Raw genomic sequence first — 23,259 nt, forward strand, 5'->3', positions numbered from 1 at the left:
TAATGTTTCACATGGAACAATTTCAATTTGGATCAATTTAAACTTAATCTTTAAAAAGATCTTATTAAAATGAATACGATAAGGTTTGATTAAATTTACTAAGGAGTAGTCAATGAAGTTAAAAATTATCAATATAGAGAATTGTTATGGGATAGGAAAGATACAAAAAACATCTTTAGATTTTTCAAAATCAAATAGCTATCTTTTATATGCTCAAAATGGGGTTTTTAAAACTTCATTTGCAAAAAGCCTGACCGATTTGATAAATAACGAAATGCCAAAAGATAATTTTTATCCTAATCGTGAAAGTGAAATAAAGATTGAGTTTAATGGTAAGAAAATATCAAAAGAAAATGTTGCTGTTTTTCATTCTTATGATGAAAAATTTAGCTCTGAAGACAGCGTTACAACTTTTATGGCAAAATCAGATCTCAAACAACGATATGATAATATTTTTTCAGAATTAGAAAAAGAAAAGAAGACACTTTTAAAAAGTCTTAGAGGTATTGCAAGCGGTTTTGATTGTGAAGAAGAAATAATTAAAAATGAAAAAAATAAAAATTTTTATGAAATTTTAGACACTTATTTGACTGAAATAGAAAACAGCGAAAAACACTATTCTTTTGAATATCATGATATATTTGATAGATCAAAAAAAGTAAAAGATTTTGTCAATAAGCATCGTGATTTGATTGAGCAATATTTTAATAAATATCAAGAGTTATTGTCTCAATCTGAGATTTTTAAACATATGAATAGTGGGGATTTTGGAACAAACCATGCTGATGATCTTAAAAAAGCTTTAGAAAATAACAGGTTTTTTAAAGCTAACCATAGTTTAAAAATTGCTAGAGAGGAAATTACGAATTATCAAAAATTGTCAGATATTTTTGAAAATGAAAAAAATAGAATTTTAAATAATGAGGAGCTTAAAGAGAGCTTTGATAAGATTGAAAAAGTCATAAATGCTAATAAGGAACTTAAAGCCTTTAAAGATGCTATCAATAAGGATAATACATTATTGACAGAACTTTTAGATTATGATTCTTTTAGAGAAAAGGTGTTGTTTAGCTATCTTAAACAAGTTATTCAAAATGTTAAAAGTTTGGTTAATCTTTATAGAGAGAAAAAGCCTAAAATAGAAGAAATTATAAAACAAGCTAACAAAGACCAGAAAGAATGGGAATCTGTCATTGAAATTTTTAATCAAAGATTTCTTGTTCCCTTTAAAGTGGAGCTTCAAAATCAAAAAGATATTTTATTAAATAAAGACACCGCGCAATTTAGATTTATATTTTCTGATGACAATCAGGATATGAATGTTCAAAAAGAAGATTTGCAAAAACATTTAAGCGGAGGAGAAAAGAGAGCGTTATATATCTTACAAATCTTGTTTGAAATTGAGGCTAGAAAAAGAAGCGACGAAGTCCAACTTTTAGTTTTTGATGATATTTCAGACTCTTTTGATTATAGAAATAAATATGCAATTATTGAGTATCTTAAGGATTTGCAAGAATGCAGACAATTTAAATTGCTTGTGATGACGCATAATTTTGATTTTTATCGCACCCTAGCAAGCCGTTTGGATATTCCTAGAGAACAGATTAAAATGATCCGTAAAAATGATGCCAGAGAAATAATTTTTGAAAATGGTGGGTATTTGAAGAGTTTTATTAAATGTATTAGAGACTCAGAAAAAGATAAAGACTTTTTCACACTGATACCTTTTGTGAGGAATTTGATTGAATACACAAGCTCTCAAGCAGACAAAGACAGCAATTATATAATACTTACAAATTGCTTGCACATGAAAAAAGATACAAAAACTATTCCCATTCAAGATATTTCAAAGATTTTTGATAGCGTTTTTGGCAAAGAGCGAAAAAATAAAAAGATTGAAAAAGATAACTCAAAATTATACTTCCTTCAAGCAATTTATGATATTGCAGAAGAAATTTATAACGATAAAGATCGTAATCATATTGAATTACAAAATAAGATTATTCTTTCAATGGCGATCAGATTAAAAGCTGAAGAATGGATGTTAAATAAACTAAATAAACTAAATCAAGAATTCAAATCGGAGAAAAATCAAACAAGGGAGTTATATGATGCCACTAAAAAAGAACTATCTGATGATGAAAAAAGGGTTATACAAAAGGTTTTAATGATTACTCCTGAAAATATCCACATTAACTCTTTCATGTTCGAACCCATTTTAGACACACCCCTTGATCATTTATATGCATGTTTGGAGGAAGTCAAAAATTTAAATTAAACAAGGATTATCAACAAACTGATTACTCTAATGTTTCACATGGAACAATTTCAAAGAAAAGCGTTTTATTTAAAATTCATGGCACTTTTGTTATAATCGTTTTTATCCAATTTTAAAGGCGTTTTATGATTCGTTTCACTCGCATTTTACTCAAGGATTTCATTAAAAAATACAATCCTCCAACACCTACAAAAGAAACTATAGAAAATTTTGAAAAAGAAATAAACAGCTTATTAGAAAACGCGCCAAGACAAGATGATGAAGAATTTCAAAAAAATGAAATCAATAAATTTTTAGGCAAAATCTCAAGCATTAAAGAGCGTTACGCTTATAAAAGCACGGTGTTGAAAAACGCTTTTTCAAACAACGATAAACTTTTAAAGCATGCGTTTTTAAGCGGTATAAGGAATTAACATGGATTATAAAAAATTAGATTTACCCAACACAAACTACCCAAGTAAAGAGCAACTGGAAGTTTTCAAAACAGCTTTTGACGCCTTTTTAGAAACCAATCAACAAGAAAATGAAAATCACCAAAACGATGCTTTTAATGATTTATTGAAAGGCGTTTTTAAATACAAGGTTAAGCCTATTGAAAAAATAGACAGTGCTATTGTTAATGACAATAACAAAGTGGAAGTGATCATTGAATTTAAAGCCCTTAAAAACCCCAACGAATTTATTAAAAAGGGTGATTTGAATGTTAAAGCCTTACATGAAAGCCTTTTCTATTATCTCATAGAAAGAAGAAAAGGTAATAACAACATTAAGCATCTTATATTAGCCACTATTAAAGAGCTTTATATCATTGATGCGAACGAATTTGAGGCTTTTAATAAAGATAAAGAAATTGAAAACGCCTTTAAAGATTGCTACGATAGAAAGGGTAACGATACAAGCACAAAAGCGTTTTATGATTTTTGCCAAAAGCACCTTAATGAACTTGATCATTCTTTGAAATACTACCATATCTCTCTCAAAAAAGAAAATTTAGCCCTAATCTATCAAGCCCTAAGCCCTAATTTTTTGCTCAAAATTCCAAAATATTCTGACGCTAACACGCTTAACAAAGATTTTTATGAAGAATTGCTTTACATTTTAGGGTTAGAAGAGCAAAATGACAAAGGGAAAATTTTAATCAAGCAAAGCCGCACCCAAAACTCCCTAAGCGATGCCCTAAAAAAGCAATACAAAAATTTAGACGATGAAGAAGTCATGGCGTTACTCATCGCTTGGAATAACCGCATTTTGTTTTTACGGCTTTTAGAAAGCCTTTTGATCTCTTTCAACCATTTTGAAAAACCTTTCTTAACCACAGATAATTTTAAAGATTTCAACGCCCTAAACACTCTCTTTTTTGAAGTCCTGGCCAAGAAAAACAGCGATCGCTCCCAAGACACTACTAAAAAAAACAAGATTTTAGGAAAAATCCCTTATTTGAATTCCAGTTTGTTTGATCAAACGCTTTTGGAATCAAAGGGGTATAAAATAAGATCACTCGATAACGAGCCTTTAGAGATTTATCCTAAATCCGTTCTCAAAAAACACGAAGAATACCAAGAACAAAAAGATTTGCCCTTGCTAAAATACCTTTTTGAATTTTTGCACGTTTATGATTTCACCACCACCCCTAAAGACATTAAAGATAATCAAAATAAGAGCGAAAGCCGTTTGATTAACCCTAGCGTTTTAGGGCTTGTTTTTGAAAAACTCAACGGCTATAAAGAGGGGAGCTTTTATACCCCAAGCTTCATCACAAGCTACATGTGCAAAGAGAGTATCACGCCCATCGTGCGGGATAAATTCAACGCCACTTATCAGTGGGACTGCAAAAATCTAAAAGCGTTGCGAGAAAAAATAGACAGAAATTTTTCATCAAATGAAAAAACTAAAGAATACCTAAACACGCTTTTAACCTTACGCATTTGCGATCCGGCGGTGGGGAGCGGGCATTTTCTAGTCTCTGCGCTCAATGAAATGGTGTTAATTGCTTATGAGCTAGGGCTTATTGCTTCCTTGTATCGCCACGAGCTTAAATTAGAAAACGATGAAATCATCATTCACACGCCAGAGGATAAAGTCTTTAAATACACCATACCGCATAGCGAAAACGACCCCCACCACCAAATCCAAAAAGAACTTTTTGAGCTTAAAAAATCCATCATTGAAAACTGCCTTTTTGGCGTGGATATTAACCCCAATTCATGCGAAATCACCAAGCTCAGGCTATGGATAGAGCTTTTAAAATACAGCTATTATATTTTTGAAGAGGGCAAGAACACCAACAATCTTGAAACCCTCCCCAACATTGACATTAATATCAAGTGCGCTAACAGCTTGATCTCACGCTTTAATTTGAATGACGATCTCAAAAAGATCCCCAATATCAAGAAAAAAATCCAAGAATACAAAGATCTAGTCGCTCAATACAAAGACCCAAACCCCCTCTACCCCTTAAATAAGCAAGATCTGATCAACAAAATCCAAGACTTAAAAAACACTTTTTCCCTCACGCTCAAAGACCCTAAAACCAAAGCAGAGCTTGAAAAGGCTATTGAAAAACACATCACAAATTACAATGATTTTGCCCTAGACGATAAAAGTTTGCTAACTGGTTTAAATTACTTTATCCCAAGTCTTTTTGGCACGCCCAAACTAAGCCCTAAGGAAGAGGAAGAGGCTTTTGCTTCTTATGGGCGTATTAGAGCTTTAAGAAAAAAGCTTGATGATGCCTTAAGTGGTGGAGAGTATCACAATGCGTTTGAATGGCGCTTTGAATTCCCTGAAGTTTTAGACGATGAGGGGAATTTTTTAGGCTTTGATTGCATTATAGGTAACCCGCCTTATATGCAAGTTAAAAAAGGATTGTATTCATCTATTTTTTATCCTTTTAGTGAGGGAAAAGATATTGGAAAACAAAATACCTACAAGGTTTTTATTGAGCTTGGTTTTAATCTAACCAAACAAAAAGGGCTAATATCTCTTATTACACAAAGTTCAATCATGTGTGATTGTTCCGCACAATTTACAAGAGAATTATTGTTAAAATATTGCCAAATACATTATTTTGTGGAGTTCAATAAAAAACAAAAATTATTCAGCAATGTGATTCAAGGGGTATGTATATTAGAATTTTTAAAAGATAGACCTAATAAAGAACATGCCTTTAAAATTGCTATCAATAACACTCAAATCCAAATGAGCCAGATCCAATATGAGCAAATCAAACAAGATGAAATTTTAAAATTTTTCCCACTTTATGAAATACCGCTAATTAAAAGTGGGGAAATGGAAATTGTTAGAAAGATCAAAACAGACAAGATTTTATTTAGAGATTTATTGGAAAAATCTCTACAAGGCAACATTAACACCATACACTTAAAAGATATTCAAGATCAAAAAGAAACTAATGGGCGTATATACAAGGGTGCAAATTGCCATAGGTATTTTTTAGACACGCAATATTTATTTGCAAAAGATAATCAGATCACTCAACAAATTTTTGAAAAAAATTACTATCAAAATATCATCGTAACACAAAATATTACAGGGACTTCAGACCCTTATCGCATTCATGCTAATCTTATAGAAGTAAAGAATCAAGAAATGCTTTTTTTGGATACTTGTAACCTTTCATATTGTAAAGAGCAAGAGCATGCAAAATTTCTTGTTGGGTTGCTAAATTCTAGACTTCTTGATTGGTTATTTAGAAAAACAAGCACTAATAACCATGTTAATTTATATGAACTTGAAACTCTTCCAATCCCACAAATCACCCCTAAAAACCAAGAATTAGCCGATAAAATCACCGCTTTAGTGGATAAAATCCTACAAGCAAAAGAAAAAGATCCTAAAGCCAACACCCAAGGATTAGAAAAGGAAATTGACGCCTTAGTCTATCAGCTCTACCACCTCACCGATGAAGAAATCAAAACCATTGAAGACGGGCAGTGAATAAAAAGCACTTGTTCTTTGTCTAAGAAACACCCCCTTTAAAAAAGGGGGACTCTTGAAAAACTATCGTTTGATTTTTAATTCCAAACAAAACCCCAAAAAACTGATTTTTAGGTATAATGTTTCCCAAGAGTATTTGCTATGATTTTTTCTCATAGAAGTCTCCTAGACAAACTTTACCCCCTAATCTCTAGTGGAATAAAAATTAGGGGGTGATCGTTATTTTATCCTAATCTCGCAAAAACGATTTTTATAAAAGCTATAAATCACTGATTTAAAATCATATTAAAAAACTTCACAAGAAATAAAAACGATTCACCTTAAAGGAAACCCCTTAAATAGGGGGAACCTTTGGCTTAATGGGTTTTTTTAACAACGATTTTAACCCTATACTTAAAAAAAGTATTTTTAAGTATAATACAAGGGCTTTTTACCATGTTTTTTGGACATAGTAATCTTTTGAAGGTGATTTACCCCCTAATCTCTAGCAAAAAAACTAGGGGGTGAGCGTTATTTTATCCTAACCCTTAAAACAAGCAAAAACAATCAAATGCGATTTAAAGATTAAAAAAGCTTTTTCTACCGCATGGCTTTGGACTAAAACCATAAATAGTAGGGATTGTGATGCTTAAAACAAACGCTTTAAAAATTCGGTGTAAAAAATACCATAGAATTGCTTTTGAATCTGTATATTGGCAACAGGAAAACTTTCAAAAAGAGGGTAATGTTAGTGGAAGAATTAAATAAAAAAACGGCTCTTGTGCTAAAGGATTGTTAAAAGATGAAAAAAGCGATTAGATTTTTAAGAAATTTGATTTATTTTGATTTTTGAGTTATAATGCTTCTACATTATAAGGGCTTCAGTAGCCCACTTTTTTGCAAACTACTTAAATCTTCAAAATCTTTATTCCCAACGCTCTTAATTAAATCATCTAAAAATAGAGTGATTTTATTAGGCTCAACACCAATCACTAAAATTCTGTCCATTGGAATATTTTCTGTTTTTCCCACTGAATGGTGTGGTTATTTGTGGGCGCTTGTTCGGTTGGATTTTGAGTAAATTTTCCCAATGATACGCGCGATTTCTAATCGTCCATAGCAAGTTTAAAGCAATATAGGCTTTAATATAATTGTATAATAAGCAAAGTATCTTTATTTTCGTGATAATAAGCTCTCAAACGATACGCTCTCAAATCTAATATTATCCCCTCTAACTTATAACAAAAAATAAGCCTAACCACTGCCCCTAAAGACATTTTAGATAAGATTAAAGAATGCGTGATTTCTCTTTTCTTTTCTTTTAATTCTTTGATTAAATCTGTTAAAGCGCTTTCATTAAACACCCATTCGCTCCCCTTAATTTGGGTTAAACAATGATCTAAAGCGTTGCGTAAATAAATTTCTAAATTAGAAATTTTAGGCGTGATAGAAGCAATGAGTTTTAAATTTTCTTTGTATTGCTCTAGACTATCATAAGCGGCTAATCTTTCTTTGGATAGAATGAGCGTAATATCATTTTTAAAATGTTTTAAATCTTGCATAGTATTTTCTTAAAGCCCTTTTGATTAAGAACTCAATAAGTTTCACAGAAATCATTTCAATTCTTAAACAAAGACTCTAAAGCTTCTACCCCTACTTTTTGCGTTTCTTTTTCGTTTTCATTTTCTGCGTTTTCTTTGACGCTAGGAATGGTTTCAAACTCTATGTGATAGCCTGTAAGCATGGACGCTAAGCACACATTCACCCCGCCTTTACCGATAGCCTTAGATTTTTCAATGTCTAACAAGCGCACTTTAGCCTTTTGCAAATGGTTATTGACAATGAAACGCTCTTGAACGGATTCTTTTTCTTCAGCACTCAATTCTTCTATGGGGATTTTTTTAATTTCAACGCTTAAAATTTTGGCTGGAGCGAGCGCTAAAGTGATATAAATTTCAGGCACATTAGAATACTCTATGCAATCAATATTTTCCTTATTCAATTCGTTACTTATTGCATTGATGCGCACGCCCTTAACCCCCACAGCCGCGCCTATGGGATCAATCCTAGAGTTATGGGAAAAAAAGCTCACTTTCGCCCTGTTGCCTGGAATTCGAGCGCAATGAATGATTTCAATTTCTTTATCTTTAATTTCAGGGACTTCTAATTCCAACAAAGCTTCAAGCATTTTAGGGGTGGTGCGGCTCAGCTCTAATAGTAAGCCCTTTTTCGTGCGTTTGACTTGCGTTAAAACCGCCTTGATGCTATCGCCTATTTTAAAACTCTCGCCCTTAATGCGATGGCGCATGGAAAGAACGCCTTGGAATTGCTGCTCGATTTCAATAAAAGTGTTTTGATTTTTATCCACTAAAATCACTTGCCCCATTAAAACGCTGTTAAGGCGCTTTTGGAACGCTTCAAAATGGCTGTCTTCTAACGCCTTTTCTAGCTGGTATTGCAAATCTTTAAAAAGGCGGTTGATCGCTCCTTGCTTCATGCTCTCCAAACTCAAACTATAGGACAATTCGTCTTTAATCTTAACGCTTGGATCCATTTCTTTGGCTTTAGACAGGCTGATGTATTTAGAAGGATCGTTAACCAACCTTTCATCATCGTCTTCTAAAACTTCCACCAACTGGATAAGCTGGAGCTGCTTGTTTTCTTCAACCACCGAGTAACGTGCTAGGGGGTCCAATTCGTTTTGCGCCATTTTTAACAAACAGCCTTGAATCACTTTTGAAATCATCTCTTTAGGCAAATTTTTTTCATACGCAATGCATTCTATAAGGTCGCTGATTTTTTCCATTCTTGAGTTCCTTTAAATTGATGTTCTATCGTTTTTTGTCATTCTCTATTGTGGGGGAGCGGCGCGTTTAAAAGAAATTTTATTATAGCGAATTTTTAAGCCTTGTTAAGGATTTCTTTTAAAACCAGAGCGATTTTTTCCAAATCTTCTCCATTCAAGCTAAAGACTTCAAAACACACAAATGCGCATGAAATTCTTGTAATAACGCCTTTTTGAAAAAGCTTTAAATAAAGTTTCTCGCAATTTAAAGCACGGGTGTTTTTGGGCTGGACTTTCACGCAAAAGGATTCTAATTCTTTGTTGGGCAAATTCCCTATTTTAGAAAAGCTAGAGGCTATGCTCACGTTCAATTCTAAAGGCTTTAAAAGGGCGTAGAGTTTGAGGGCTTTTTGCAATAAGGCGTCTTTGGTTTGGTTTAATAACGCATGAATGGTGATTTCTTCTTGGTGATTGACCCATGCGTTTAGGCTGTGAAAAAGCAAGGTGAGCGTGATTTTACCCACCCTCAAGGCTCTATAAAGGGGATGGTTTTTTAAGGTTTCAACCCATTCTTTTTGCCCCATAATAATGCCGGCTTGCGCGCTGTTAAAGGATTTGTCCGCGCTAAAGCTTAAAAGCGATGGTTTTAAGGCTAAAATCTCTTCTAAAGCCGTTCTGTCTAACAAATCCACATCCCCTAAATTGTAATAATCTATCAAACCATGCTCTTTAGCCAGGGCTTGCAAATCTTTAAAAGGCGTGTCTTTTTTAAAAGTGGGGTTGTGGGTTTTAAAGAGCATTTTGCTGTTTTCATTCAAGGCTAAGCGGTAATCCCTTAAATAAGCGCGATTGGTATTCCCCACTAAATGCAGCCTAGCCCTACTACTCAATAAAATATCTTTAAGGTTAAAATCCCCCCCCACTAATTCGCCATAAGAAACAATGATTTCTTTTTGTTGCGCTAAAGCGTTAGCGATGAGGAATACCGCACTGGTGTTGTTATTCACAATCAAAACCTCTTCAGTGCCAAAACACGCCTTAAAAAGCTGTTTTAAGGGGGTTAAGCGGTTCGTTTTTTTAGCGGTGTTGAGATCGCATTCTAAACCAATGGGATGGGTTAAAACTTCTTTTAAATAAGGTTCAATTTTTTCATAAAATTGCGGGCTAAAAAACGATCGCCCATGAGTTTCATCAAAAACGCTCGCGCTCGCATTGATGATTTTTTGATAAGGGTTTTTCAAAAGATCCGGGGTTGTTGGGGGCGTTTCTTTAGCCATAATGAACGCGTTTGGTTCCTTTTTAAAGTTAAAATAAAGCGTTATTTTAATCTAAACCCGCTAAATTTTTGATAAAACTACTTTTTTAAAATCCTTAAGAGCGTCTTAATGAGTTTGTTGAGCGAGCGGAACTTTTTCCATAGAGTTTGGCGGTTTCTATAGGGCTTTTTCATGTTTGTTTCCATGTTTAAAATTCAAAAAGAAATCCTAAGATTTCTTTCATTTTAGAACTGATAGGATACCTCAAAACGCGCGTTAAATCCAGGAGCCGGGAGCGCCATGCGCTTGCCTTTAGGGATCATATCGCTCGCTGGAGCGTCCGCGCTCGCTTGAAACACAGAAGTTTGATCCACATATTGCTTGTTTAAAATGTTGTTAAACACGGCTGAAATCCTTAAACCCTGCCATCTTTTAGAAGGCGGAGTCCAGTTGATAAAGACATTATGCACGCCATACCCGGGTTTATGGATTTTGATCAAGCCGTATTGCGGGTAATAGATAGAATAGCCTTCATAATACATGTTGGTGACAAAGCGCGAGAGCCAAGTGAGAGTAAGCCCCCACCTGCGAACATCATAATCGGCTTTTAGGATAAACACATTCCCAGTCGTGGCGGCTAAAGCGTAAGTATCGGCTAATAAATGCCCCCTAGCCGTTGGCCAAGAGCGAGCCACTGAGAAAGTCCCTAAGAAATTCTTATATCTCACGTTCCCTGAAACTTCATAACCATAGATGTTAATGGTTTCGGGCAAATTCCCTGACATGTTTTTTGCGGTCGCGTTACCCCCACCATTTTTAGAAGTGTCTTGCCCATAGCTGTTGATGAAGTTATTGATGACTTGATAGAACGCTGCCCCGCGCACATTGAAATACTTGCTGTTGTAATCCACATTGAATTCCACATTTTGACCGATCGATGGGCGTAAATTCCTTTGATAAATCACCGTGGGATCGCGCATCAAAACGCCATCGCCAGGCAACGCCCCCTTAGTTACATACGCATAGCTCACTTTCAAGCCAATGCTTTCAATGGGGTTATAAAGCACGGTCGCAGAAGGCGAAAAGCCAGAAGTTACATGCGTGCGGCCGTTTTTATCTAGCAAGGTGTAAATATCATAACGAGTTCCCGCACCCACGATCACATTGCTTAAAATATTGTAGTTCGCTTGCATGAACCCACCGATGATATTCCCAATCGCATGCGAATTTTGGGGCATGTTACGATAGAGCGGGTTAGGCGTGTTTAGATTTTGGGGGTATTGAGAGCTTTGATCGGTGTAGTAATGGCGGTAAGGCAAGCCCGGCCCATTAGGGTCGTTAGGGTCAATATTGTTTTTATAATAGCCGTTTTTGCCTTTATCCAATCCAGAGAAAACGCTCAGGTTTTGATAAATCATGCCGTATTCAAACACGTTCCCATAATCTTCGCTAATGGGGTGGGTGACTTTAAAATTAACGCCCGAGTTGATTAAGAAAATCCTTCTGGCTAAAGTGCCTTCAGCGTCCGCATTCCCTAAAGTCCAATCGTTCGCGCTAGGGTTTTGAGCGTTAGGGGGGGTCATGTCGTAATCAGGGTTTTTAGGGACAAGCCCATGATAAACATTCGCGCTTGTAGAAAGCATGGTAGCGTTAAGCTGCCCATACCCTGCTTGCGCCCCTCCACCAGAATCGCTATCCCCTTGCCAATTAATAGAGTTAGGCGCGCCATAACCTATTTGATAGCCTCCATTAGAAGGCCTGATAGCCCCTTGCGTGCATTGGCTGATATTATCCGGGTTATTACACCACTCTTTCACTTCAGGAATGTAATCCGGATTAGCCGGCTCGTTAGAATTGTAAGCGAAAGGATTCACCACAGGGTTATAATCGCCTCCTCTTACCCCTAAAAAGGCAGTGGATTCAACGCGCGGCTGGTTAAAATTAGGGCCGCCTTCATGCTTGTATTTCAAGCTCAAATTGTGGTTGAAGTTGATCGTATGGGCTAATTCTTTCCCAAAGTCAATCACAAAAGGCGCTGGCTGGCTTCCTGGATCGTTAGCTTTAGATAGTGCTGAAGTGGTGTTAGGGCGTAAAAGCCTTGTAGAATTGTCTCGTGTGAGGTTGTAGCTCACGCTAATGCTATCGGTTTCATTGATATAGCCATTAATTTTAGCTAAAACGCTATTGACTTCACTAGGAGTCCCTACGCTCATGTCGCTATTGCTTGGGTCTTGTAAATCGTAGTTGGGGTGGAAGAGACTCCTAAAAGCGTTATTCCCGTCTCTGTAGTAAAAAATATTTTGATGGTTGTAATAGGCTAGGATGTCCCAGTTTTTCCCCCGATAGGCTGCAGTGGCGTTCATGCGGTATCCAAAGTTAGTGTAAAAGGCTGCTTCCGCTTTAGCCCCATAAGTTTGATTCTTTCTTAAAAAGTCGTTAGCGTCAATCGTGGTGAAAGACAATTTACCCGCAACAGCGCCTGGACCTGCTGAAGCGTTCGCTGCCCCCTTAATCACTTCCACTTCTTTAATCATATTAGGATCAATCACCGTGTTAGCGTCATGGTGGAAAATGTTACCATTTTGAGCGACGCCATCTATCGTTACCCTTAAGAGACGGCTCTCAATCCCCCTAACATAGATTTTTTGTGCCATTAAGCCCCCACTAGCCACATTCACATCCGCCCGAGTCCTAAAAATATCACGGATTTGGTTGCTTTGGCGTTGTTGGAGCTCTTTTCTGTCAATATACATTTTATTGTTGTATTCAAAAGTCCTTTCACCCTTAGTGGTTACCTTACCCAAAGTGTGGGTATTTTCTTGAGCTTGCAAACTGCTAGCGACAATACAAGAGACAAACACGATACGAAATTGATTTCTAAGCATTTCTTTTAGCCTTTTTATTTACTTTTTTCTAAAAAATTTAGTCAAGTTTTAAACCTAAGGTTATTATTACATTATTCTATTTAATAATACCTTAAATTTGTTTTAGGATTAAGAAAATATGAAGAAAAATGTGATTAAAAAAAGTTTTAGCATTTTATTGAGCGGCTGATTACTGAGCGACCGAATCGATCACTATGCGTGAAGAAGCGCTGCTGATTCCTCTTAAAAAAGTTTGAGAAGACACATTGATTTCAGCGTTCTGGCGGAAAATATCGCTTGGCTGGTTGCTCTGGCGCTCTTCTAAATCATGGCGTTTGATGATAATGGTATTCCCCCATTGAAAAGGTCTATAAGCGCGCTTTTTTTTAATGACAAAATGAGGTTCTAAATTTAAAAATTGCGCGTAACTGGGGAAATATAGCGGCTCTAATAAGGGGTTTATGGGGTGCGCTTTTAAAGTAATAAGGAGGAAAAAGAGGCTAAAGATTGGTTTCATAGTAAATTTTCACGCTCGCTCCCACTTGAGAATTGGGAGAAATTTCTAACTTGCTGATTTTCAAAAAAAGCTCAGAGATTTCCTTGTAGCGCGTTTTTAAAACATGGCTTAAATCTTTCAAGGCGTCTTCAATGAGAAGGTATTGTTTTTCTCGCATGGTGTTTTGAATGATTTCTTGGATTTCCATGTAGTCTAAATAAGCCTTATTAGGTAATTCCGTGTAGAAAAGATCCACATTCACGCTTATTTTTTGGGGTTTTAAGCGTTCAAACTCTAAAATCCCTAAAATCGTTTCAAACACCAAGTTATGGATATGGACGCCTTGTTTAGTTTTCATAAGACTTTCTTTTCTTTACCGGTCAATAAATTAAAAATATTGCCCAAATGCTTGATAAGGGTAAAAATAAAAATCAATACCATCGGCGTTTGTGTGCCGACTTCTTTAAGGATATTGACGCTATCTGGGATATGCATATAAGGCACAAAAAAGATAAGAACAGTCGCTGTGCCTACCCCTAGAATGCTAGCGAGTGAAGAGATTTTAAGCACCTTACCCACAAAAAACCACACCGTCAAGCCGATCAAGCTTTCAATAGGGATGAGCAACACCACAGAGCCCATGATCGTAGAAACGCCCTTGCCTCCATTGAAATTCAAAAAAGGCGAATAACAATGCCCCAAAATACTAGCGATAGCGACCATCCATTGCAAACTATAATCCAACCCAAACAATTTGCTTAAAAAAACCGCGAACATGCCTTTGAATAGATCCAAGATTAAGACTAATAAGGCCATTTGTTTGGCGTTGCTCACGCCCTTACTTTGTAAGGCGCGTAAGACATTCGTCGCGCCAATACCCCCCGATCCGATTTTAGTAATATCCATGCCATAAAAGATTTTCATTAACGCATAGCCAAAAGGAATCCCCCCAATCAAATAGCCCAAAAGGGTGAAAATCACATTGATATTGGTTAGGAAATTTAAAACGCTTTCCATAAATACCCTTTCAAATAAAATAGTGATCATTATAACATGTTGCTTTTTAAGTGAAAGCGTTAAGTTGTTAGGGTATAGTGGCTTAAAAATTTTAGGATATTGAGAATGTTTGAAACTTCTAGCCATTTTTTAAAATCGTTTCGCTTGAAGCGTTATATAGGGTTTTTATTGATTTCTTTAGTGCTATTGATCACGCCATTTGTTCGCATTGATGGGGCGCATTTGTTTTTGATCTCTTTTGAGCATAAGCAATTGCATTTTTTAGGTAAGATCTTTAGCGCTGAAGAATTGCAAATTTTGCCTTTCATGGTTATTTTGCTTTTTATAGGGATTTTTTTCATCACCACTAGCCTTGGGCGTGTGTGGTGCGGTTGGGCTTGCCCGCAAACCTTTTTAAGGGTGCTTTATAGAGATGTGATTGAAACCAAGATTTTCAAACTCCATAAAAAGATCAGCAACAAGCAAGAAAGCCCTAAAAACACCCCAAGCTATAAGATCCGTAAAGCATTGAGCGTTTTGTTGTTCGCTCCTGTTGTGGCGGGGCTAATGATGTTGTTTTTCTTTTATTTCATCGCCCCAGAAGACTTTTTTATGTATCTTAAAAACCCTAGCGATCACCCTATTGCTATGGGTTTTTGGCTTTTTAGCGCCTTAGTGGTGCTGTTTGATATAGTGGTGGTTGCGGAGCGTTTTTGCATCTATTTATGCCCTTACGCTAGGGTGCAATCGGTGTTGTATGACAATGACACCTTAAACCCTATTTATGATGAAAAGCGCGGCGGAGCGCTTTATGACAATCAGGGCCACCTTTTTCCCTTACCCCCCAAAAAACGCAGTGCTGAAAATGAATGCGTGAATTGTTTGCATTGCGTGCAGGTTTGCCCCACGCATATTGATATTAGAAAGGGCTTGCAATTAGAATGCATCAATTGCTTAGAGTGCGTGGATGCATGCACGATTACCATGGCCAAATACAACCGCCCTTCACTCATCCAATGGTCTTCAACTAACGCCATTAATACGCGCCAAAAAGTGCGTCTAGTGCGTTTAAAAACGATCGCTTACATGGGGGTTATCGCTGTTGTGATAGCCCTTTTAGCCATCACTTCGTTTAAAAAAGAACGCATGCTTTTAGACATTAACCGCAACAGCGATCTGTATGAATTGCGATCTAGTGGGTATGTGGATAACGATTACGTGTTTTTATTCCACAACACGGACAATAAAGACCATGAGTTTTATTTCAAAATTTTAGGGCAAAAAGACATCCACATCAAAAAGCCTTTAAACCCTATCGCCATTAAAGCCGGGCAAAAGATCAAAGCGGTAGTGATTTTACGAAAACCCCTAAAGGGTAACGCCACAGAATACAAACGCACTAAAGATATTCTAATCCCTATTACGATACAAGCTTACAGCACAGACGATAAGAATATTACGATAGAAAGGGAATCGGTGTTTATCGCACCTAGTGAAGATTGAAGCCTAAAACTAGCGCTCAATCACTTCATAAGGCAAGCCTTGTTTGATCAATTCTTCCATGAAAGGATCGGTGTTTAATTCTTCTACGTTAAACACCCCGGCTTTAAAATGCTCCACGCTCCAAGTGTCGTTGCAAATCATTTTAGCCGCGCACATCGCCGGCACGCCGGTGGTGTAGCTTATGGCTTGCGAACCCACTTCTTCATAGCATTTTTTGTGATCGCACACATTGTAAATGTAGAGCGTTTTGTCTTGGTTGTTTTTAATGCCAGTCATATAGCACCCGATATTGGTTTTGCCGGTAGTGTCTTTAGCTAAGGACGCTGGATCAGGGAGTAAGGTTTTTAAAAATTGTATCGGCACGATTTTTACGCCCTGATGCTCTATTTCTTTAATGCCTAGCATGCCGACATTTTCCAAGCATTTCATGTGGGTTAAATAATTTTGAGAGAAAGTCATAAAAAACCTCGCCCTCCTCAAGCCTTTAACGTTTTTGACTAACGATTCCAATTCTTCATGGTATAAAAGATACGAATCCATTTCGCCAATCTGCGGGTAAGCCCACACTTGCTTGATTTCTAAAGGCTTAGTTTCAATCCATTTGCCATTTTCATAATAACGCCCTTTAGAGCTGACTTCCCTTAAATTGATTTCAGGGTTAAAATTCGTGGCAAAAGGGCGTTTGTGATCCCCAGCGTTGCAATCTAAAATATCTAAAGTGTGGATAGTGTCAAAATGGTGTCTTTGAGCGTGAGCGACATAAGCGTTCGTAACGCCTGGATCAAACCCAGCCCCCAAAATCCCTAAAATCCCTGCTTCTTTATAGGCCCTATCAAACGCCCATTGCTCTTTGTATTCAAACTTCGCTAAATCCGGGTGCTCGTAATTGGCGGTATCAATGTAATGCGTTTTAGTCTCTAAACATGCTTGCATGATCGTTAAATCCTGATAGGGTAAAGCCACATTAACAACGACTTTAGGCTTGTATTTTTGGATTAAAGCAACTAAGGCTTGCGTATTGTCTGCATCCACTTGTTCAACGCCAATTTCCCCCAAACCCTTTTTGAGCATGCTTTCTTTAATCGCATGGCATTTGTCTAAGCTCCTGCTCGCCAAAATGATATTTTTAAACACATCCCTGTTCATGCCCATTTTGTGTGCTACGACACTGCCTACGCCACCAGCTCCAATTTGTAATACTGTATGCAAGGAACACCTACTTTCTAACTAATCTCGTTCTTTTAGGGGGGTATTATATTATAATAAGATAAATTTGATTAATTAAGGATGCAGGCTTGCAAGAAATTAAGTTGGATATTTATGCCACTTTGGTGTGCATGGTTTTAGTGTTACTCTTGGGGCGTTATGTGATTTCTAAAGTCAAGTTTTTACGAGATTATGATATTCCAGAGCCTGTTGTGGGCGGTGTTTTAGTCGCTTTTTTTATCATGTTAGCGCGTCAATTTTATCATTTTGGCTTGCAGTTTGATTCTTCTTTAAAAGATCCTTTAATGCTGACTTTTTTTATCACCATTGGTTTGAGTGCGGATTTCAAATCTTTACAAAAAGGCGGGAAAATGCTTGCGGTTTTTTTGCTGGCTGTGGCGGGGTTTGTGGTGTGCCAAAATGCAGTGGGGATTTCTATCGCCAGCCTTTTAGGGGTCAATCCTTTAATGGGGCTTTTAGGGGGATCGATCGCTTTAGTGGGTGGGCATGGCACTAGCGCGGCATGGGCTAATTTTTTCACCCAACCACCTTATAATTTTAGCTCTAGCTTGGAAGTGGGCATGGCGTGCGCGACTTTTGGCTTGGTGAGCGGAGGGATTATTGGAGGGCCTGTCGCTAAGTATTTGATTTCTAAATACAAACTAGAGCCTAAAGACACTAAAGAAAAAGACACTTTAGAGGGCGTGGTGTCTAAAGGTTTTGAAACCCCTAAAGAGCAGCGCCTAATCACCGCATCCAGTTTTGTGGAAACTTTAGCTTTAATTGCGATCGCTTTATTAGTGGGGACTTTTTTATCGCATCTGATGCCTAAAAGTTTCACTTTGCCGACTTTTGTGTGGTGCTTGTTTGTGGGGGTTATTTTAAGAAACGCTTTGTCGTTTTTTAAGATCCATAGCGTGTTTGACAGAGAGGTTTCAGTTATAGGGAACGTGAGCTTGAGTCTGTTTTTAGCCTACGCTTTAATGAGCGTGAATTTATTGGAATTGTTAAAACTCGCTGTGCCATTAGCGGTTATTTTGAGCGTTCAAGTGGTGTTTATGATCCTTTATGTGGTGCTTGTAACCTTTAGGGTATGCGGGAAGGATTATGATGCGGCGGTGTTGTGCGCGGGGCATTGCGGTTTTGGACTTGGAGCGACCCCAACGGCTATGGTGAATATGCAAACCATCACCAACCACTATGGGCCATCGCATGTAGCGTTTATCGTCGTGCCTTTAGTGGGGGCGTTTTTTGTTGATATTATTAACGCTTTAGCGATTAAAGGCTTTTTGCTTTTGCCTTTTTTCCCGTCATGAGACTTTATGAAAGTTTATTAGAAACTTGCTTGAATAAGGCGTGGGAATATCAAACCCTAGCCTTAGAAAACCCAAGCGTGGCTTGCATGGTGTTAGATAAAAACCATGAGATCTTGAGTTTAGAAACCCATAAAAAAGCCAAAACCCCGCATGCAGAAGTCTTGGCTGCTAAATCGGCGTTAAAGATTTTACGCCCTAGTTTAAAAAGCGATTTAGAAAAGTTAGAAGACCCTAAAATTTTAAGCGATTTTTTAAAAACGCGCCACGATAACGCCTTTAAAGACTGCGTTTTTTTAATCACCTTAGAGCCATGCAATTCTTATGGCAAAACCCCGGCGTGCAGCGGATTGTTAGAAGTTTTAAAACCTAAAAGAGCGGTCATTGCCGCAGAAGAAAACGAAGCGAAAAAAGGGGGGTTAGAAAGGCTAAAAAAGGCTCACATTGAAACAATGATTTGCCGCAATTTAGAAAACAAGGCTAAAAATTTGCTCTTGCCTTTTAGGATAATGGAACAAAGGGGGCGTTTTAATTTGTTCAAACTCGCTTTAAGGATGAATGGGGATTATCATCATGGCAAGATCACCGGGCAAAAAAGCGTGATTTTCACGCACAACCAGCGAGCGGTATGCGACACTCTCATCATTTCTGGGAAAACCATAAGAACGGACAACCCCTTATTAGACACCCGCTTTTGCGATAGCTTTTATCACAATAAAAACCCCAATATCGCTATTTTATCCAAGCGCTCAATTAGCCCCAATTCAAAAGTCTTTTCAGTACCCAATCGTTTGGTTAACACTTTCCATGACCCTAAAGATTTACCCCTAGAGAAAGGGTTTAATTTCATTGAAGGGGGGTGGGGATTGTTTGAGAGCTTGAGGGATAAAATTGATGCGTTGCTTTTGCATTCGCATGCGTCTATGGTTAGCGAAGCGTTTAATACGCTCGCTTTAAAAACCCCTTTTAAGGGGCGGTTGTTGCATGCGCAAATCTTAGAAAATGAAGCCCTTTTATGGATAGAAAACTCTTAAGATTATACCAGCCCTTAAACGCTTATTCTTACAATAGCGATTCGCTTTTTTTATACGATTTTTCACGCCCTTTTATCAAAAATAGCGGCGCGATTTTAGACATAGGCTCAGGGTGTGGGATTTTAGGCTTACTCTGCGCTAGAGACAACCCACTAGCGAGCGTTCATTTAGTGGAAAAGGATAGTAAAATGGCGTTTTGCTCCCAAAAAAACGCCCTTAAATTCCCTAACGCTCAAGCGTTTGAGAGCGATTTTTTAGACTTCAACCCTCCGATTTTGTATGATGCGATTGTGTGCAACCCTCCTTTTTATGCTTTAGGCTCTATTAAATCTCAAATTAAAGGGCATGCGAGGCACCAGAGCGAATTAGACTTCGCTTCTTTAGCGGCTAAAGTGAAAAAATGCCTGAAACCTAAAGGGTATTTTATTTTTTGCTATGAAGCCTTGTCGCTTTGCTTGGTAATAGAGAGCTTAAAAAGCGTTAAACTCACGCTAGAAACTTTAAGGTTTGTCCAAAGTTTTAAAGACAAAAACGCCCATTTGATGCTTGGAGCGGCTAGGAATAATTCCAAAAGTGCTCTAAAAGTTCTGCCCCCTTTAATCACGCACAATTCCAAAAACCAAAGCGACAACACCAAAGAAGTTTTAAGCATCTATCAAATTTGTAACACTTATTCTATCAAAGCGCTTCTCAATTAGCGCCCTTAAATTAAGGATTAAAAATGAAATGTTCGCATTGCCAGTTGGAGTTTAAAGAAAGTGAGCTTTTTAAAGAGACCATTAATCATAAAGAATTATATTTTTGCTGCACGGGGTGCGCTAGGGTGTATGCGTTGTTGTTAGATTTGAATTTAGAGAGCTTTTATGACAAGTTAAACGATTCCACTTTAGCCCCCGTAACGCCCCAAGATTCAATGAGTGCTTTGGAATTAGAACAAGCCCTTGAAGAAAACAATAAGGGCGATTTTATCCTCAATCTTTTACTAGAAAAAACGCATTGTAACGCTTGCTTGTGGCTCAATCAAAAGGTTTTAGAGCGCTTGAAGGGGGTTAAAAAAGTGAGCGTGAATTTCACCACCCACCATTTACAAATCGTGTTTGAGAAGTCCTTAGACCCTAAAGAGATTATTCAAAAAATTGAGAGTTTGGGCTATGGGGCTAAAATTTATAATGTGCAAAATTACGCCTTAAAAGCCCAAAAAGAGCAACGCTCCTACTTGCTCACTTTGAGCGTGGGGTTTTTTGCCACCATGAATTTGATGTTTATTGCCATTGCCAAATACGCAAGCTACGGTAGCGCGAGTTATGGTAGTGGCATGGATAAGCTCATGCAAAGGAATTTGGATCTCGTATCGCTCTTTTTAAGCTTGTTGGTGCTAGTGGTGGTGGGGCGTTTTTTCATTAAAGGGGCGTTTTATGGGCTAAAAAATGGCGTTTTGGGCATGGATTTGAGCGTGTCTTTTGGGGCGTTGTCGGCGTTTGTTTATTCCCTTTATGCGATGTTGGTGTCTCAAGAGACTTATTTTGAAGCGAGCAGCACGATTTTAACGCTTGTTTTTGGCTCTAAGTTTTTGGAATTAAAAGCCAGGCTGTTTGCGAATGAAAAATGTTTGGCCCTAGAATCGCATGAAATCCATAGCGTGATTGTTGTAGAAAATGGCAAGCAGATAGAAAAACACCCTAAAGATGTGGCGATAGGCTCGGTTGTTTGGGTGCCAAGCGGGGCTAAAATCGCGCTAGATGGCGTGCTTTTAAATAGCGCGAGCGTGGATGCGTCTTTGATCAGCGGGGAGTTTAAGCCTTTGGAATTGGGGGTTAATGATCCAATTTTAGGGGGTTATGTGAATGTGGGCGTGCCTTTTAGCTATCAAGTGAGCGCGACTTTTCAAAACTCACGCCTTTCTAGTTTGTTAGAAACTTTAAAAAAGAGTTTTTTAGAAAAGCCCTTAATTGAGAGCAGCGCGAATCAAATTGCGGATATTTTTTCTAAAGCGGTGTTGTTTTTAGCCTTTGTGAGCTTTTTATTATGGCAATTTGGTTTGGGGGGTAATTTTGAAAAAGCTTTAATGGTGTGTATTAGCGTGTTAGTCATAAGCTGCCCTTGCGCGTTCGCTCTGGCTACGCCCATTGCGTTAGTGATAGGGGTGTTTAAAAACCCTTTGATCGTGTTTAAAGAAGCGTTATTTTTAGAAACTCTGGCTAAAGTGAAAAAAATCTTTATAGACAAAACCGGCACCCTCACGCAAAAAGAAGTCCTTTTAAAAGAAAAAATCATTCATAAAGAATTTGATGAAAGGCTTTTAAAGAGCCTTTTAAAAACCAGGGAGCATTTAGCCCATAGCGCGATTCTTAAAACTCTAGATAGCGATGAGGTTGATTTAGAAAAGATAGAGTTTTTCGCTCATGGCCTGAAAGCGAATTATCAAAACGAAACCCTGCTAGTGGGGAGTTTGAAATTTTTAAAATCCATGGGGGTTGGTATAAAGACTAAAGAGAGCGCTAATATCATGGTAGGCTTTGCGAAAAATAAGACTTTATACGCGTTATTCATTTTAGAAGAGCGTTTGAAAGCTAACGCTAAAGAAGTCATTCAGGCTTTACAAAATCAAGGCTTGGAATTAGAAATTTTAAGCGGGGATAATGAAAGCTCGGTTAAGGAGTGCACGAAAAAATTAGGGATCTCTAAGTATCATGCCCATTTGACCCCTGAAGATAAGGCGCAAATCATCAGCTCTTATAAGGGCGTGTGCGCGATGATAGGCGATGGCAATAATGACGCGCTAGCCTTGAAACAAGCGAGCGTTTCTTTGGGGTTTGAAAAAAGCGCTTTGAGTAAAAGCGCATGCGATATTTTACTTTTAGAAGAGGATTTGAGTTTGCTAGAAAAAGCGTTTGATAACGCTCAAAAAGTCTATCAAGTGGTGTTGCAAAACATTGTTTTGAGTTTGATTTATAACGCTGTTTTAATCCCGGTCGCTATGCTAGGATACATCAACCCTTTAATAGCGAGTTTGAGCATGAGTGGTAGCTCGCTCTTAGTGGTTTTAAATTCTTTGAGGTTGAAACGCTCTTAAACAAACCACATCGTCTTGGCTAAAATAGCGATTAAAAAGCCAAAAGTTAGAGCGATAGGGTGGATGTATTTGCCAATAGGGTTTTTCTTACCCAAAAACTTACATAATAAAGAAAAAAGCACCAAAAGAAAAATGCTTAACGCTAAGATCACTTTAAGCATGAGTATCTTTTGAAAAGGGGTTTCACACCAGCCTTTATCGCCCCCCATGTATTGACTAAGCATCATGCCCCCTGTTAAAACAAGCCCTAAAACGCATAAGGGCATGATTTTGATCGCTCTTTGAGTGATTCCTGTATTCGCTTTATTGGCAAACTCTTCGCCAAACATTTTCTTCACATTGGGGAAAATTACCATATCAAAAAACAAGTAGCCAATAAAAATAATGGCACACAATAAATGAACAACTAGCACATAAGGATAAATCGCATCCATTTAAAATCCTTTATTCATGGGAAAATTAAAGAGTTTTTAATCTACTATAAAAGGATTTTATTGTCAAGTAGCCCATTATTATGGGAAT

Annotated in this window: 16 protein-coding genes and 1 pseudogene; 8 read left to right on the plus strand and 9 right to left on the minus strand. The window is 37.4% G+C overall.

The genetic code is table 11. The annotated features are described in order from the left end of the window. The first annotated feature begins 112 nt into the window (after nt 1-112). From CS889_RS06790 to CS889_RS06800, 3 genes are all read left to right on the plus strand, one after another. Nucleotides 113-2,278: an ATP-binding protein gene (locus tag CS889_RS06790; RefSeq protein ID WP_089087215.1), complete on the plus strand. Its 2,166-nt coding sequence runs from the start codon at nt 113-115 to the stop codon at nt 2,276-2,278. A gap of 125 nt (nt 2,279-2,403) precedes the next feature. Beyond that, nucleotides 2,404-2,691: a DUF7149 domain-containing protein gene (locus CS889_RS06795; RefSeq protein ID WP_000617889.1), complete on the plus strand. Its 288-nt coding sequence runs from the start codon at nt 2,404-2,406 to the stop codon at nt 2,689-2,691. Nucleotide 2,692: 1 nt separating this feature from the next. Then, nucleotides 2,693-6,232 (plus strand): type IIG restriction enzyme/methyltransferase, encoded by a 3,540-nt coding sequence (locus CS889_RS06800; protein ID WP_089087216.1) that lies wholly within the window; start codon nt 2,693-2,695, stop codon nt 6,230-6,232. Between the two features lie 849 nt (nt 6,233-7,081). Here CS889_RS06800 and CS889_RS08565 read toward each other — a convergent pair. The 7 genes and pseudogenes from CS889_RS08565 to plsY form a co-directional block, all read right to left on the minus strand. After that, nucleotides 7,082-7,773, minus strand: a pseudogene (locus CS889_RS08565) (CAAX protease). Between the two features lie 56 nt (nt 7,774-7,829). Continuing rightward, nucleotides 7,830-9,017: a transcription termination factor NusA gene (nusA, locus tag CS889_RS06810; protein ID WP_089087218.1), complete on the minus strand. Its 1,188-nt coding sequence runs from the start codon at nt 9,015-9,017 to the stop codon at nt 7,830-7,832. A gap of 95 nt (nt 9,018-9,112) precedes the next feature. Beyond that, entirely contained in the window at nt 9,113-10,273 is a 1,161-nt protein-coding gene (locus tag CS889_RS06815; RefSeq protein WP_089087219.1) for an aminotransferase class V-fold PLP-dependent enzyme, read from the minus strand. Nucleotides 10,274-10,497: 224 nt separating this feature from the next. Beyond that, nucleotides 10,498-13,137, minus strand: coding sequence for a TonB-dependent receptor (locus tag CS889_RS06820; protein ID WP_089087220.1), 2,640 nt, complete (start codon nt 13,135-13,137; stop codon nt 10,498-10,500). Nucleotides 13,138-13,306: 169 nt separating this feature from the next. Then, entirely contained in the window at nt 13,307-13,633 is a 327-nt protein-coding gene (locus CS889_RS06825) for an iron-regulated protein (RefSeq protein WP_089087221.1), read from the minus strand. Next, on the minus strand, nt 13,617-13,970 hold the full coding sequence (locus CS889_RS06830; RefSeq protein ID WP_000850909.1) for a FolB domain-containing protein: 354 nt from the start codon (nt 13,968-13,970) through the stop codon (nt 13,617-13,619). Before CS889_RS06830 ends, CS889_RS06825 begins: the two co-directional genes overlap by 17 nt. Beyond that, the gene (plsY, locus tag CS889_RS06835; RefSeq protein WP_025451121.1) at nt 13,967-14,629 is read right to left on the minus strand and encodes a glycerol-3-phosphate 1-O-acyltransferase PlsY; all 663 of its coding nucleotides are present in this window, start codon (nt 14,627-14,629) and stop codon (nt 13,967-13,969) included. Before plsY ends, CS889_RS06830 begins: the two co-directional genes overlap by 4 nt. 105 nt (nt 14,630-14,734) lie before the next feature. On the opposite strand from plsY, the gene ccoG reads away from it, so the two are divergent. Continuing rightward, entirely contained in the window at nt 14,735-16,111 is a 1,377-nt protein-coding gene (gene ccoG / locus CS889_RS06840; protein WP_089087223.1) for a cytochrome c oxidase accessory protein CcoG, read from the plus strand. Nucleotides 16,112-16,120: 9 nt separating this feature from the next. Here ccoG and CS889_RS06845 read toward each other — a convergent pair whose 3' ends face one another. After that, nucleotides 16,121-17,320: a saccharopine dehydrogenase family protein gene (locus tag CS889_RS06845; protein ID WP_025445597.1), complete on the minus strand. Its 1,200-nt coding sequence runs from the start codon at nt 17,318-17,320 to the stop codon at nt 16,121-16,123. A gap of 86 nt (nt 17,321-17,406) precedes the next feature. Between CS889_RS06845 and gltS the strand changes: the two genes are divergently transcribed. From gltS to CS889_RS06865, 4 genes are read left to right on the plus strand one after another with little or no spacing between them, the layout of a single operon-like run. Beyond that, a complete protein-coding gene (gene gltS / locus CS889_RS06850; RefSeq protein WP_001156021.1) occupies nt 17,407-18,633 on the plus strand; it encodes a sodium/glutamate symporter in 1,227 nt (408 codons plus the stop codon). Next, nucleotides 18,630-19,664 carry a dihydrofolate reductase family protein gene (locus CS889_RS06855; protein ID WP_089087224.1) on the plus strand — a complete coding sequence of 345 codons (1,035 nt, stop codon included), beginning with the start codon at nt 18,630-18,632 and terminating at the stop codon, nt 19,662-19,664. The genes gltS and CS889_RS06855 overlap by 4 nt, the downstream gene beginning before the upstream one ends. Then, nucleotides 19,646-20,362: a tRNA1(Val) (adenine(37)-N6)-methyltransferase gene (locus CS889_RS06860; RefSeq protein ID WP_089087225.1), complete on the plus strand. Its 717-nt coding sequence runs from the start codon at nt 19,646-19,648 to the stop codon at nt 20,360-20,362. The genes CS889_RS06855 and CS889_RS06860 overlap by 19 nt, the downstream gene beginning before the upstream one ends. Before the next feature lie 23 nt (nt 20,363-20,385). Continuing rightward, nucleotides 20,386-22,737 carry a heavy metal translocating P-type ATPase gene (locus tag CS889_RS06865; protein WP_089087226.1) on the plus strand — a complete coding sequence of 784 codons (2,352 nt, stop codon included), beginning with the start codon at nt 20,386-20,388 and terminating at the stop codon, nt 22,735-22,737. Here CS889_RS06865 and CS889_RS06870 read toward each other — a convergent pair. Further along, nucleotides 22,734-23,171, minus strand: coding sequence for a CopD family copper resistance protein (locus tag CS889_RS06870; protein ID WP_000338919.1), 438 nt, complete (start codon nt 23,169-23,171; stop codon nt 22,734-22,736). The two genes, CS889_RS06865 and CS889_RS06870, sit on opposite strands and share 4 nt — an antisense overlap. Between the last annotated feature and the right edge of the window lie 88 nt (nt 23,172-23,259).

The sequence above is a fragment of the Helicobacter pylori genome (genome assembly GCF_900120335.1).
Taxonomy (GTDB): Bacteria; Campylobacterota; Campylobacteria; order Campylobacterales; family Helicobacteraceae; genus Helicobacter; species Helicobacter pylori_BU.

Excerpts from the sequence above, each read along its gene's own strand:
- CS889_RS06790 (WP_089087215.1), top strand. The coding sequence starts at position 113 with ATGAAGTTAAAAATTATCAATATAGAGAATTGTTATGGGATAGGAAAG.
- CS889_RS06795 (WP_000617889.1), top strand. The coding sequence starts at position 2,404 with ATGATTCGTTTCACTCGCATTTTACTCAAGGATTTCATTAAAAAATAC.
- CS889_RS06800 (WP_089087216.1), top strand. The coding sequence starts at position 2,693 with ATGGATTATAAAAAATTAGATTTACCCAACACAAACTACCCAAGTAAA.
- nusA (WP_089087218.1), bottom strand. The coding sequence starts at position 9,017 with ATGGAAAAAATCAGCGACCTTATAGAATGCATTGCGTATGAAAAAAAT.
- CS889_RS06815 (WP_089087219.1), bottom strand. The coding sequence starts at position 10,273 with ATGGCTAAAGAAACGCCCCCAACAACCCCGGATCTTTTGAAAAACCCT.
- CS889_RS06820 (WP_089087220.1), bottom strand. The coding sequence starts at position 13,137 with ATGCTTAGAAATCAATTTCGTATCGTGTTTGTCTCTTGTATTGTCGCT.
- CS889_RS06825 (WP_089087221.1), bottom strand. The coding sequence starts at position 13,633 with ATGAAACCAATCTTTAGCCTCTTTTTCCTCCTTATTACTTTAAAAGCG.
- CS889_RS06830 (WP_000850909.1), bottom strand. The coding sequence starts at position 13,970 with ATGAAAACTAAACAAGGCGTCCATATCCATAACTTGGTGTTTGAAACG.
- plsY (WP_025451121.1), bottom strand. The coding sequence starts at position 14,629 with ATGGAAAGCGTTTTAAATTTCCTAACCAATATCAATGTGATTTTCACC.
- ccoG (WP_089087223.1), top strand. The coding sequence starts at position 14,735 with ATGTTTGAAACTTCTAGCCATTTTTTAAAATCGTTTCGCTTGAAGCGT.
- CS889_RS06855 (WP_089087224.1), top strand. The coding sequence starts at position 18,630 with ATGAGACTTTATGAAAGTTTATTAGAAACTTGCTTGAATAAGGCGTGG.
- CS889_RS06860 (WP_089087225.1), top strand. The coding sequence starts at position 19,646 with ATGGATAGAAAACTCTTAAGATTATACCAGCCCTTAAACGCTTATTCT.
- CS889_RS06865 (WP_089087226.1), top strand. The coding sequence starts at position 20,386 with ATGAAATGTTCGCATTGCCAGTTGGAGTTTAAAGAAAGTGAGCTTTTT.
- CS889_RS06870 (WP_000338919.1), bottom strand. The coding sequence starts at position 23,171 with ATGGATGCGATTTATCCTTATGTGCTAGTTGTTCATTTATTGTGTGCC.